Annotated in this window: 11 protein-coding genes; 8 read left to right on the forward strand and 3 right to left on the reverse strand. The window is 65.6% G+C overall.

Features of this window, described 5'->3' with window-relative positions; all coding sequences use genetic code 11:
- Positions 1 to 163 precede the first annotated feature (163 nt).
- The 4 genes from AC1ROW_RS17180 to AC1ROW_RS17195 all read left to right on the forward strand — a co-directional run bounded on the left by AC1ROW_RS17180 (position 164) and on the right by AC1ROW_RS17195 (position 5,065).
- Positions 164 to 1,498 carry an MFS transporter gene (locus AC1ROW_RS17180; protein ID WP_493020102.1) on the forward strand — a complete coding sequence of 445 codons (1,335 nt, stop codon included), beginning with the start codon at positions 164 to 166 and terminating at the stop codon, positions 1,496 to 1,498.
- Positions 1,499 to 1,510: 12 nt separating this feature from the next.
- A complete protein-coding gene (locus AC1ROW_RS17185; protein WP_493020103.1) occupies positions 1,511 to 3,046 on the forward strand; it encodes a carboxylesterase/lipase family protein in 1,536 nt (511 codons plus the stop codon).
- A 170-nt stretch (positions 3,047 to 3,216) separates the two neighbouring features.
- Positions 3,217 to 4,224, forward strand: coding sequence for a D-2-hydroxyacid dehydrogenase (locus AC1ROW_RS17190; protein ID WP_493020104.1), 1,008 nt, complete (start codon positions 3,217 to 3,219; stop codon positions 4,222 to 4,224).
- Between the two features lie 19 nt (positions 4,225 to 4,243).
- The gene (locus AC1ROW_RS17195) at positions 4,244 to 5,065 is read left to right on the forward strand and encodes an IclR family transcriptional regulator (RefSeq protein ID WP_493020105.1); all 822 of its coding nucleotides are present in this window, start codon (positions 4,244 to 4,246) and stop codon (positions 5,063 to 5,065) included.
- Here AC1ROW_RS17195 and AC1ROW_RS17200 read toward each other — a convergent pair.
- Positions 4,999 to 5,922, reverse strand: coding sequence for an NAD(P)-dependent oxidoreductase (locus AC1ROW_RS17200; protein ID WP_493020106.1), 924 nt, complete (start codon positions 5,920 to 5,922; stop codon positions 4,999 to 5,001). The genes AC1ROW_RS17195 and AC1ROW_RS17200 overlap by 67 nt on opposite strands.
- Before the next feature lie 22 nt (positions 5,923 to 5,944).
- Here AC1ROW_RS17200 and AC1ROW_RS17205 point away from each other — a divergent pair, with 22 nt between their 5' ends.
- From AC1ROW_RS17205 to AC1ROW_RS17215, 3 genes are all read left to right on the forward strand, one after another.
- Entirely contained in the window at positions 5,945 to 6,760 is an 816-nt protein-coding gene (locus tag AC1ROW_RS17205; RefSeq protein WP_493020107.1) for an SDR family oxidoreductase, read from the forward strand.
- Positions 6,761 to 6,840: 80 nt separating this feature from the next.
- Positions 6,841 to 7,806, forward strand: coding sequence for a zinc-binding dehydrogenase (locus tag AC1ROW_RS17210; protein ID WP_493020108.1), 966 nt, complete (start codon positions 6,841 to 6,843; stop codon positions 7,804 to 7,806).
- Positions 7,793 to 9,571, forward strand: coding sequence for an alpha/beta hydrolase family protein (locus AC1ROW_RS17215; RefSeq protein WP_493020109.1), 1,779 nt, complete (start codon positions 7,793 to 7,795; stop codon positions 9,569 to 9,571). Before AC1ROW_RS17210 ends, AC1ROW_RS17215 begins: the two co-directional genes overlap by 14 nt.
- Before the next feature lie 66 nt (positions 9,572 to 9,637).
- On the opposite strand, the gene AC1ROW_RS17220 is transcribed toward AC1ROW_RS17215, so the two are convergent.
- Entirely contained in the window at positions 9,638 to 10,654 is a 1,017-nt protein-coding gene (locus AC1ROW_RS17220; RefSeq protein ID WP_493020110.1) for an NAD(P)-dependent oxidoreductase, read from the reverse strand.
- A gap of 8 nt (positions 10,655 to 10,662) precedes the next feature.
- On the reverse strand, positions 10,663 to 11,361 hold the full coding sequence (locus AC1ROW_RS17225) for a cyclase family protein (RefSeq protein ID WP_493020111.1): 699 nt from the start codon (positions 11,359 to 11,361) through the stop codon (positions 10,663 to 10,665).
- A gap of 368 nt (positions 11,362 to 11,729) precedes the next feature.
- Here AC1ROW_RS17225 and AC1ROW_RS17230 point away from each other — a divergent pair, with 368 nt between their 5' ends.
- Entirely contained in the window at positions 11,730 to 12,236 is a 507-nt protein-coding gene (locus AC1ROW_RS17230) for a VOC family protein (protein ID WP_493020112.1), read from the forward strand.
- The last annotated feature ends 70 nt before the right edge of the window (positions 12,237 to 12,306 follow it).

The following is a 12,306-nucleotide window of genomic DNA, read 5'->3' on the forward strand; positions in this document are numbered from 1 at the left end:
GGGCACTTTATCTGATCACGGTTCTATCGGAAAATAGCGGAAATTCCGACGAAGTTGCTACCCTTTGCGGAAGACCTCCATGTTATCCGATCGCGTAACTATCGGAAAACGTCTAGTGTCGCCTTTCGACCGAGCAGTGTCGCTTCCGAGAGGACCACCCCAAATGACATCGTCGTCGCTTCACGAGAGAGAAGCTTTCCCCGCCCCCGCAGACTTCGTCGAGTCGTCGACGATCGAGGCTGAAGCCCGATCAGCGGGCGAACCCACGATCCCCGTCACGTCGCGGTCGGCGCTTCGGAAGCTTACGATCTCGGGGCTGTTCGCCAACGCTGCCCCTACACTGGTGTGGGGATCCGTCATGTCGGTCTTCGTTCCGTTGCAGGTCCAGCAGATCGCGGGTAACGCCGACAAGGCCGCCGGATTCGCCGTGGTCATGTCGGTCGGCGCGATCGCCGCGGCTGTCTCGCAGCCGCTGGCCGGCATGCTCTCCGACAGGACACGCTCCCGCTTCGGTCGTCGCACTCCTTGGTTCATCATCGGTGCTCTGGTCGGGGGCCTCGCACTGATCGCGATGGCCCTCTCGACCACCTTGGTCGGGCTGGCGATCGGCATCATCTTCATCCAGATCGGTTACAACTTCGCCCAGACGGCCCTGACGGCGGTGATGCCCGATCGCGTCCCAGTGAAGGTCCGCGGCGCCTTCGCCGCGATCCTCGGCCTCGGCGTGATGGCGGGGGTCCAGGCCGGACAGGTGCTCGCTGCCTCGCTCTCGCACAACATCCAGCTCGGCTACTTCCTCGTCGCTGGCATCGTCCTAGTGATCCTCATCCTGTTCGCCGTCCTCAACCCCGAGGGATCGAGCAAGAACCTGCCCAAGCCGGCTTCGTTCCGCTTCCGCCAGTTCATCCGGACGTTCTGGGTCAACCCGATCAAGCACCCAGACTTCTTCTGGGGCTTCAGCGGCCGCCTGCTGCTCTACCTGGGCTACTTCGTCGTCAATGGTTTCCAGCTCTACATCCTCCAGGACTACATCGGGCTCGAGGGCCAGGCGGTCACTCTCCTGCCCGTGCTGGGCGCGATCGGCCTCGTCGGAACCGTTATCGGCACTCTCGTCAGCGGCCCGATCTCCGATCGCATGGGCCGCCGCAAGCCCTCCGTCCTGGTGGCCGGCGTCATCCTGGCTGTTTCCATCGCCATCCCGTTCGTCTTTCCGAGCATCCCCGGCATGATCGTCTTCGCCTTCCTCGCCAACCTGGGGTTCGGTGCGTACCAGGGAGTCGACACCGCGCTGATGAGCCAGCTGCTCCCCGACTCGGACTCAGTCGGTGGTGACGTCGGCATCATGAACTCGGCCGCGGCGCTGCCGCAGATCATCGGCCCGACCATCTCCGCCAGCGTCGTCCTGATCTTCGGCGGCTACGTCGCACTGTTCCCGGTCGCGCTGATCATTACCCTCCTCGGCGCGCTCGTCGTGCTCCCGATCAAGTCGGTCAAGTAAGCAGCCACCGCGATGACCGATGGTGCGCTGAGCGGCGACATCGTCGAGACGACCACCGGTCGGCTGAGTGGCCGACCGGTCGGTCTCGCCGATGCGTTCCTCGGCATCCCGTATGGCGACAGCGTCAGCGGTGTGGCACGTTTCACGGCGCCGCAACCGCACCCCGGCTGGACCGGCGTGCGTGAGGCGGTGGCATTCGGTGAGGCTGCGCTGCAGCCGGACCTTCGCGCGCGTGCCTCGGTCGAGCAGCGCGCACTGTCCTTGCTGATGTACCCGGGCAGCGGAAACGCCCTTGAAGGGCGAGCTTCATCCGAGAATTGTTTGTTCCTCAACGTCTGGCGACCCTCGGGCAAAGAAGGCGAACCACTGCCGGTCATGGTCTGGTTGCATGGCGGAGGATTCATCTTCGGAACAGGCGCCGAGGGCTGGTTCAATGGAGACCGGCTGGCCGCTGAAGGCGCTGTCGTCGTGACCGTCAACCATCGGCTCGGACTGTTCGGCTACCTGCCTCCCGCAGACCAGTCAGCAGATGAGCACTCCCGGTCCGGCGTAGCGGGGATGCTCGACATCGTCCTGGCACTGCACTGGGTGTCCCAGAACATCGCCGCATTCGGCGGCGACCCCGGCAACGTCACCGTTTTCGGCCAATCGGGCGGCGGCGCGAAGGTGTCCGCACTGATGGGCATGCCCGCAGCCGCAGGACTGTTCCACAAAGCGGTCATCCAGAGCGGGCCGGCGCTATCCGTGCTTGCCGCGGACGGTGCGAAGCTCGCCTGGCGGGTTATCGAAGAGTCCACCGGCGCAGCCGATCCGCACGCGCTTCAAACCCTCCCCGCTGAAGCGATCCTCGCCGCGACGGAAGCGCTCATGGCGTACGGTGCTCTCGCGATCGGGCCGTACCTTCACGAGTTGGAGCTGCCGCATCACCCGTTCGCCAATGGGCCGTCGCCGCTGGCCCGCGACGTCCCAATGCTGATCGGCTACACGACCCACGACTTTGCACTCATGATGGCGGGAGACCGTTCGTACGTCGACATGCGCGAGGAGGACCTTGCCGAACGCTTCGCCGTCTTCGGCGATGATGCCCACGCCGCGCTGGCGCACTACCGTGCTCTCGAGTCGGAAGGGCCAGCGCAACTCGTATTCGCGCGCGCCATGACGGACGTAGCTATTGCAGCTCCGACGAATCAGCTTGTCGCCGCCAAGCTGGCACATCCGGCACCGGTTTGGACGTATCGGCTCGACTACAGGACCGAGGCCTACGGCGGAATCCTTGGGGCGCACCACAGCCTCGATTTGCCGCTGGTATTTGACAACGCTTGGCGTGCGCCGATTGCGGGAGGGCGCCCGGAGCGCAACCGGGTTGCGCGGTCGATGGCGCGAACGTGGGTCGCGTTCGCACGCGACGGAGATCCCCGATCCGTGCATGCGGGTGGCTGGGCAACCGCCGACAATGGAACCCGAATGGTCTTCGGCGATCGGGACGATCACGTCGAACGAGTTGAGCCACCTGTTCTCGTGAAACCGGAGCTCGCGATGTTCCGCTGACTCCTGCTAGCAATCTCGAAAGGAAATCGGTCACACAGAGCCGCGATGTCCGCAAGCGGCTCGATCAATTTCTCTTGGGCAATTCGTTCAGCTGTTTGGCCTTCGTTCAGTATGCTGGATGTGTGTCAAGCTCATCGGTGAGGTCCCCTCGTGTCGTCGTCGCGGCACCTATGACTCCTGCCGGCTACGCGAGGCTTCAGGATTCGGCAGCCGACATTCTCTGGAGACCCGACCTGATCGCTCCGATGCGATGGGATGCGGACTTCACCGGTGACCCGAACTTCCACCGAAGCGGTGCCCAGCAACGTGAGTACGAAAGCATGCTCGCGACCGCGGAGGTGCTTTACGGAATCCCGGATTCCTCCCCCGCCGTTCTTGCGCGCACCGTGGCCGCCAACCCAACACTTCGGTGGGTTCAGACCATGGCGGCCGGAGGCGGAGCACAAGTGCGGGCCGCCCGCCTCGCGAACCCGGATCTGCAACGGATCCGATTCACCACCAGTGCGGGCGTGCACGCGGTCCCCTTGTCGGAGTATGCACTTTTCGGGGCTTTGGCCGGACTGAAGAACTTCCCGCGCCTTCAGAGCGACAAGTCCGCATCGCACTGGCCCGATCGGTGGCCGATGTCGATGCTGAGCGGAGCGACCGTGCTCGTCGTAGGACTCGGCGGAATCGGCCGCACCACCGCCAGCATGTTCGCCGCTCTCGGTGCTCGCGTGATCGGTGTCAATCGAAGCGGTAGGAGTGTCCCGGATGTGGAATGGGTAGGGCGTATCGACGAACTGCCCCGGATGTTCGCCCAGGCCGACGTCGTCATTTTGAGTCTGCCGTCGACCGCCGCCGTCGAGGATCTCGTCGATGCGCGGCTCCTCAGCTCTCTGCGGCCGGGCGCGACGATCGTGAACGTCGGCCGCGGGACGGTCATCGACGAGGACGCCTTGCTGGACGCGCTCGACTCGGGACAAGTCGGATTCGCCGCCCTGGATGTCGCCAGGTCGGAGCCCCTGGCGGCCAGCTCTCGGCTCTGGTCGCATCCCCGAGTTCTCATCTCACCCCACAATGCGGCAATGTCCACCAACGAAGAGCGGCTCATCGTCGAGCTGTTCCATCGCAATCTCCAGCGCTACCTCACGGGTCAGCCGCTGATCAACCAGGTGGACACCCTAGAGTTCTACTGAACAAGACCGAGGAGCACCCATGAGCCTGACCGACGGCACCGCGGACCGAAGCCCAGCCCCGGCGGTGACCCGTGCTCTCGCGATCCTCGACCTTCTCACCCGGTCCGGGGGCCGTGCTCTCGGGCTCACCGAGATTGCGCGGGAACTCCACATCGCCAAGTCCTCCACCTCCAACCTCTGCGCTGCGCTCGAGGAAGGGGGCATGATCCTGCACGAAGACGACGGCTTCCGGCTGGGCCGACGGACTCTGGAACTCGGCGGCTCATACCTGTCGCGGTTCGATCAGGTGCGAGAGTTCTACAGGATCACCGCATCGCATCCTGTGCTGCGCCACGAATTGGTGCAGATGGCTATCCTCGACAACACCGACGTCCTCTACCTGGCCCGTCACGAAGGCGAGGCGCCATTGCGATTGAGCGCAACGATCGGCGATCGTTTCCCCGCCTCCATCACCGCTGTCGGCAACGCCCTTCTCTCACGTCTGAGCAATGAGGAGGTCCGACACCGATTCTCAGACCCGAAGACGCGGCCGGCGCTCACCGCCGACTCGGTCACCGACGTCGAAGGCTTGATCGCCAAGCTGGAGGCGACTCGCGAGCGCGGATACAGCCTGGACCAGGGGGAAGTGTTCCCCAACGTCACCGGCGTGGCGGTGGTTATGGCACCGATGGTGACCACCGGCGTCGAGGTCGCTCTCGGCGTCTCGATGGTGCGGATGTCCGCTTCGACAGATCACGTCGACCTGGTGGCGGACGCACTGGTGTCGCTGCGCGATCAGCTGAGCAACCCGATGGTTCCCTCGTTCGAGCCTGCCGCTGCGGAGCTTTCCAGCCACGCGTGAATCGCAGCCAGGTCGAGGTCGCCGAAGCCACGGTCGACGGCGCTTCGGTACTCGTCCAGCAGGAGATCCAGCTGCGGCGAGAATGCGCTTCCGCGACGTGCTTCGTCCGACGCCGCGGTCAGGTCCTTGACCATGTACTTGAGGGCGCCATCCACCGAGTAGTCGCGCGCCGCAAGTTTGGCGGCCTTCGTCTGGAGAACGCGGGAGTCGGCGTAACCGCCTCGCAGGATTTCGAAAAGCGCCTCCACGTCCAGGCCGCTGCGGGCGGCGATGACCGCGGCCTCCGACACTGCTGCCATCGTCGCTGCCACAATCAGCTGGTTGCACGCTTTGGCGACCTCGCCCGATCCGAGCGGGCCGAGCAGGCGTGGACGCCCCATCGCCTCGAGCACGGGGGCGACTCGATCGAAAGTCTCCCGTTCCCCGCCGACCATGATCGACAGCGTGCCCGCGCGGGCACCTTCGACCCCGCCGGAAACGGGTGCATCGAAGACGCTCAACCCGGGGTTTGCCACAGTGAGGTCGGCGACGAGTTCGCGTAGCGCCACCGCGGAGACGGATGAGCAGACCACCAGGGTGGACTCGGAACTGAATCCAGCAGCGAGGCCATCCTCGCCGGAGAGGATCTCCTGGAGTTGTGGCAGGTCCGGGAGCATGATGATGACCACGGCGGTCTCGATGCCCAGCCGCCTCGGCGATTGGGCTTCACGAACACCGCGGAGTTCGGGACGGTTCGAGAAGTCCCGTCGCGCCCAGGCGTGGACCTCGTAGCCCGCCGCGAGCAGGTTGGCCACCATTGGGGTTCCCATCGCGCCGAGGCCGATGAAGCCGATCTTCGTACTCGTCGCATCAGACATGACCACATCGTAGCCGTCCAGTATGCTGTACCTCGTTCAACATGTCGAAAAGCTCGATGGCAAAGGAGGCATCGCTTTGGAGCTCTCATTCAAGGGACGACGAGCGCTGGTCACGGGATCCACTCGCGGAATCGGCTGGCACATCGCCACCGCACTTCGCGAGACGGATGCCGATGTGATCGTCCACGGACGTTCGATCGAATCCACCAGCGCCGCAAGCGAGCGGTTGAAGCAGCTACCCGGCAACGGTGACGTGAGCACCGCCGTCTTCGACGTGACCGACGAGGCCGCCATTGCAGCGGAGACCGCGCGCCTTGAATCCGAAGGCCCGATCGACATCCTCGTCAACAATGCGGGCATTCAGATTCGGCAGCCGTTGCTGGAGATCTCCCGTGCCGATTGGGAGCGCGTGATCACCACCAACCTGGACGGCCCGTTCCTAGTGGGCCGGACCGTGGCCGCCCGAATGGTCTCTCGCGGCCGTGGCCGGATCATCAACATCGGATCCGTCCAAGCCGATCTCGCCCGCCCGGGAATCGGACCGTACACCGCAGCCAAAGGCGGCGTCAGAAATCTCACGCGGGCGATGGCCGCCGAATGGGCGCCCTCGGGACTCACGGTGAACGCAATCGCCCCCGGATACATCCACACCGAGATGACCCAGGCCCTCGTCGACGACCCGCAATTCAACGAATGGATCGTCGGCAGAACCCCCGCCCGGCGATGGGGAACCCCCGCCGATGTCACAGGTCCCGTCATCTGGTTGGCATCCGAACTCGCAGGATTCGTGAACGGACAGACCATCTTCGTCGACGGTGGGATGACGGTGGTCGTATGAGCGCCCGCGCAATCGTCGTCCATGCCCCGGGCGACCTCCGCGTCGACTCCGTCGAGACACCCCCGCCCGCCGACGGCGAGGTGACCGTCCGCATCCGCTACGGCGGGATCTGCGGAAGCGACCTGCACTACTGGACCCACGGTGCGGCGGGGGAGTCGATCCTCAAAGCGCCGATGATCCTCGGCCACGAAGTGTCCGGAGTCATCGAGGACCCGGGGACCACCTCGCTCAGGGCCGGAACCCCGGTGACGATCTTCCCTGGCACTCCCGGCACGCTCCCAGGGCGGTTCCCAGCGGACCGGCCGCAGCTCGCGCCGGGGACCACGTACCTCGGCAGCGCAGCCCGCTTTCCGCACACCGAAGGCGGCTTCCGCGACACCTTCACCGTGCCCGAGCGGATGATCCGCTTCGTGCCCGAGGGAGTGGACCTGCAGACTGCAGCCCTCGCCGAGCCGGCCGCTGTCGCCTGGCACGCGGTGAACCGAGCAGGAGACGTCAGGGGTAAGCGGGTACTCGTCATCGGAAGCGGTCCCATCGGATCACTGATCGTTGCGGTCGCTCGCCGAGCCGGTGCCGCGGAGATCATCGCCACCGACCTATTCGACCGCCCCCGAGAGATCGCCGAAGGCGCGGGTGCCACACAGACACTCGACGCGCGCGACTCCGAAGCGATCGCCGCCGTGGACGCCGACGTCGTGTTCGAATCCTCCGGGTCGACGGCCGGCTGGGCATCCGCGGTGAAGGGGGCCACCCGCGCCGCCATCGTCGTAATGGTCGGCCTTCTGCCCCCCGGTGACCAGCCGCTTCCGATGTCCATCGCCATCACCAAGGAATTGGATCTGCGCGGTTCGTTCCGGTTCGCCGGAGAGATGGACGATGTGCTAGCCGCAATGGCCGACGGCTCACTGCAGCTGGAGGGTATCGTCACCCATGTGTTCTCGGTCGACGAGACCGCAGAGGCGTTCGCAACGGCCAAAGATGCGTCGGCGTCCGGAAAGGTCCTGATCGCCTTCGCCAGCGAAGGAGACCCCGATGAAGTTCGGTGAAGTTCTCCAGCGACCCCGTCGCGCGGGGCTGCGTGTCAGCCCTGCCGGCGATAACGCGCTATTCCGCCAAGCTGGGCCAGTCGATGGTGTTCTCGCATCGCGCATCGTCCTGAGGGACCTTGGGGACGGAAGCGAGCGGGCCCTAGACGCTAGAGCCGCGACTTTCGCACCGGATGGTCGGGTCCTGATTCACGACGGATTCGCTTTCCGTTACCTCGACCATCCCGATGAGAGCGTGCTCGAGTGGCGTGGTGCGGTTGGGCGGATCGAGGCGCATGAAAGCGGTTTCGTCTTCGAGGCCCCTCAGTCAGCGGGAACGCCCGTCGCGGTGTACACCACCGAGTTCGTGCGATACATGGACCGGCGGGTGGAGGCAGGTCCGCAGTTGTGGTCCTTCCGTGCAGGATCGCTCAACCCGTTGCTCGGTGAGGCCGACCGGTGGCGAGTGCACGCGTCCAGTTGGGGAGTCGACCGGCATGGCCAGGTCGTCGCGATACTGAGGGACGCCAAACGCCCGACACGCCTCTCTCAGCCGGCCATCCTTTCCGAGGGTCGCGACCCTCAGATGATCGGGGAGTCCGGGTGCTGGTACGAGCACGTGCACCCGGCGCCGGACGGAAACGGCTGGCTCGCCATCCGACGCGTCGTCACGGAAACGGGCGCGTTCCACGCGCCGGTTCCTGTTCGGTTAGGCCTCGGCGCGACGGAGGTTGCTTTGGACAGCTACGGCTACTGGGCTGAGGGCGTCGTCGCCGGTCCGGATGGGTCGTATGTCTTGCTGGCGCATTCGAATGGCTACGACCAGGCGCTTCATGTCACCGCGTCGGGGGCCTCTGAGTTGTTCCCGGGGCGATCGGCGACTGAGGCGCAGTTCGCTGGAGGACGGTGGTGGGCTCTGGCCTCCGACTTCTTCACGGAACCCGACATCGCATCTTTCCCACGAGCCGGCGAGGACGATGGTCCGCGGTCGGCCCACGGACAGCCGGTCGTCGCGGAGCGACGCACGGTTCCGGCCGGTTCAGACGACCTCGATATGTGGATGCTCACGCCCCCCGGCGCGCACGCGCCCATGCCTGTCATCGTCTATCTCAACGCCTACACCCCCGCGGCATGGGCGAACCGCTGGTTCTTCCGATGGAACCCGACAGCATGGGTGGAAGAAGGCTACGCCGTCCTGATGGTGAACGTGCACCCGACCACGTCGGGAGGTGCCGGAACCGTCGAGCGCTTCTGGGGCGATTGGGATCTGGCCGCCCGGCAGGACATCGATGCGCTCTGGCGTCTCATCGATGACGACCAGCGGCTCGACGCGTCTCGGGTGTTCACGCTCGGTGGTGGATGGGGCGGCTGGCTTGCAGGCTACGTGGCCACTCATGATGACCGCTTCGCAGGTCATGCGATCCATTCCGGCGCCTGGGATCTGGTGAGCTACCTCGCCACGAACGATCAAGGGGATCGCTGGGAGGACCAGCTCGGCGACCCGATGCGGAATCGAAGCCGGCTCGATCGGCAGAGCCCGTGGTCCGGTGACGTCGTCCCCGCACGCGTGATCATCTTCGCCGGTGACGCGGACTTCCGGTCACCCATCGAGCAGTCGATTCACGCGCTGCACGACCTGTTGCGGGCGGGAAGCGACGCGACCCTGGTTGACATCGCAGGGGAATCGCACATCTTCGGGGCACTGCCGACGGAGCTGGCCTGGTACGGGATGCTCGCCCAATGGTTCCGCGGCGAGCCGGTTTCGGCTCCGCGCTCCGACGGTTGAGGCTCCGGCCGTAAAGCTGAGGGGCCACCGCCGAGATCCCCCGTCCCCAGGCGGTGGCCCCTCTTTCTACTCCCGTGTCGTGGGGGCGGCCGCGTCCGTGTTGAGGGCGAAACGGGGTGTCCTGCCGTTGACCACGTCGATCACGGCCTGCACGGCGCTGGTGCCGTTGCCCCACGACATCTCATCGGTCCAGGCGACGCTGTGCGGGGTCACAGTCACGGTATCGAGCGTCAGGAGCGGGTTGTCGTCGGCGACGGGTTCCTGCTCGAACACGTCGATTGCGGCGCCAGCGATCGAGCCGCTGATAAGCGCCTCGACTAAGGCGGCCTCGTCGACGATAGGGCCGCGGGCCATGTTGATCAGGTGGGCATGCTGCGGCATCGCCGTGAGGAAGTCCGCGTCGACCAGGTGTCGGGTGGCGGGGGTTAGCGCGGCGAGGATGATCACCGCGTCGCTGCGCCGTGCGACCTCGAGGCGGTCGAGCAACTCGACGCCCAGTTCGGCGGCACGCTCGGGCGGGCAGAACGGATCCGAGCCGACGACGGTCACGCCGAACGGACGTAGAAGGCCGACAAGATCGCTGGACACATTGCCGACCCCGAGCAGGCCGACCGTCTTGCCGGTGAGCCCGCTGCCCATCCAGCTCGTGCGCTCATCCCACCGGCCCGCGCGGGTGAGGCGATCCTTCGTGGCGACGCGGTGGAAGCTGGCGAGGAGCATGGTAAGTGCCGCGGTGGCGACAGGTCGGCGGGCGCCGTCCGGTGTGATCGTTACGAGTGTGCCGTGCTCGGAGCAGGCAGCGACATCGACAGCGTCGTAGCCGACGCCGAATCGCGCAAGCAGCTTGGGCGGTGCACTGACTCCCGCGAAGCTGTCGGCAGTGACGGCGGGATCAGCGAAGATGATTGCCGGGCGCCCGTCGATGTCTCCGGGGCGGAGCTCCTTGACCGTATCGGGAAGATACTCCCACTCGATGCCGGCATCGTCCAGCAGGCTAAGGCCGATGTCGCCCCATACGTTGCGGCCGTCGGAATCGAGGAAATCCTTCGAGACCCCCACCGGGCGCGAATACTGAGTGTTCATGGCGTGTCCTAGAAGATCGCGAGCGGGTTGACGGGCGAGCCGGTGCCGGTGGGCACGACCAGCGGGGCGACGACGAAGAGGAACTCGTACCGCCCCTCTTCGGCGCAGGCTGCCGAGAGCGCCTCGAGATCGAGGTTGTCCAGCAGTGGGATGCCGAGCGCGGTCAGGGCGAGGATGTGGATCGGCGAGTGCACGCCGGGCACGGGCGACGGTCGAGCGTCGCTGTCTCCGTCCGACCCCAGGAAGACGATCTGGGAATCGGCGATGACGTCCATCGAATCGACGTGCAGGCCGGCGCTGCTCGTGCCGGAGTCCCAGGCACCGAGGGTGTCGCGGCGTCGCTTGTGGCCCGTTCGGAGGAGGACGGCGTCGTTCGGCTGGAGGCTGACTCCGAGTTTCGCTTGAACGTCGAGAAGGTCGGCTGGCGTGATGCGGGTCGACGGGTCGAGGTACTCCACACCCCGTGCAGCCGGGACGTCCAGCAGGACCCCCCGGCCGACAAACGGGCCGAGCGTGGCCACGGAGCCGTACCCGGCCCCGCGGGTCGTCACGACCTCGGCCGCGGCGACGTCGCCGTACAGCCGGCCGTGGAAAGCGATGTGCGAGAGGGCGTCGAGGTGGCTGACCGACTTCCCGTGGTAGTCGACGGCGAGGTAGTCCTTGTAGGTCGACGGTTCTGGCGACTCCTTGTCGCCGAGGTCGACCATGTGGTGCTGTGCCGGCCGGGGGTTGTCGATTCCTGACTCCGTATTCCACGGAAGCGCTGTTTGGACGACGCGCCCGGACCGGACAAGGTGTGCGGCGGTCACTACGGAATTCGCGTTGAGTCTGTCGAACGCGCCTCGCGGTGTGGCGTTTTCCGGGCGTACCCGGAGGCGGTCGTACTGGGCCGCGAAGGCTTCTGGTGTGACGTCACTCATGGTCAGACACCCTTTCATGGACTGGTGCGTGGGGGTGAGCAACGGGGGCGCCACGTTGCGATCACAATTTAGTATCGTACAGTAGACGAGACACGGTTCAGTATGCTGAACTAGTAATCGGAAGATCCGAACGCTGATCAATGGAGTTCATGCACATGACAACATCCGCGACGCGACTGTCCCCGGACAGCGTTTCGATCCACCATGTCGCTCTCTATGTGTCCGATCTGGAGGCCACGCGCGCGTTCTACGCGGGCGTCCTCGGCATGGAGGAGATCGCCCGGCCCGCGGACTTCACGTTCCCGGGTGCGTACTTCCGACTCGGAAGCGTTGAAATCCACGTCGTCGTCGAAACAGAGCCAGGCCGGACCGAGGTCCTGCGGCCGCCGTACTCGGCGGAAGAGGTGCGCACCGGCTACACGGTCCACTTCGCGCTGAAGGTCGATTCGCTTGACCCGGTCCGCCGGATTCTCGCGGAGAACGAGCTTGCTCCTGTGGGCGGTCCGCGTATCCGCGCCGATGGGGTCGAGCAGATCTACATCGCCGACCCTGACGGATACGTCATCGAGTTCATCTGCTGGCTCGACGCGGAGACGGCCGACCGTCGCCGCGCCGAACTCGCAGCCGATGGTACGGGCGTTCCTGTCGCGCCCGGACACTGAAACACCTTCACCCAGAATCAGTCCGAATCGGACCCTTGAAGAAGGAAAGACAAAATGCTATCCCACAGCC

The sequence above is a fragment of the Leifsonia sp. GW821-FHT13C09 genome (genome assembly GCF_058806435.1).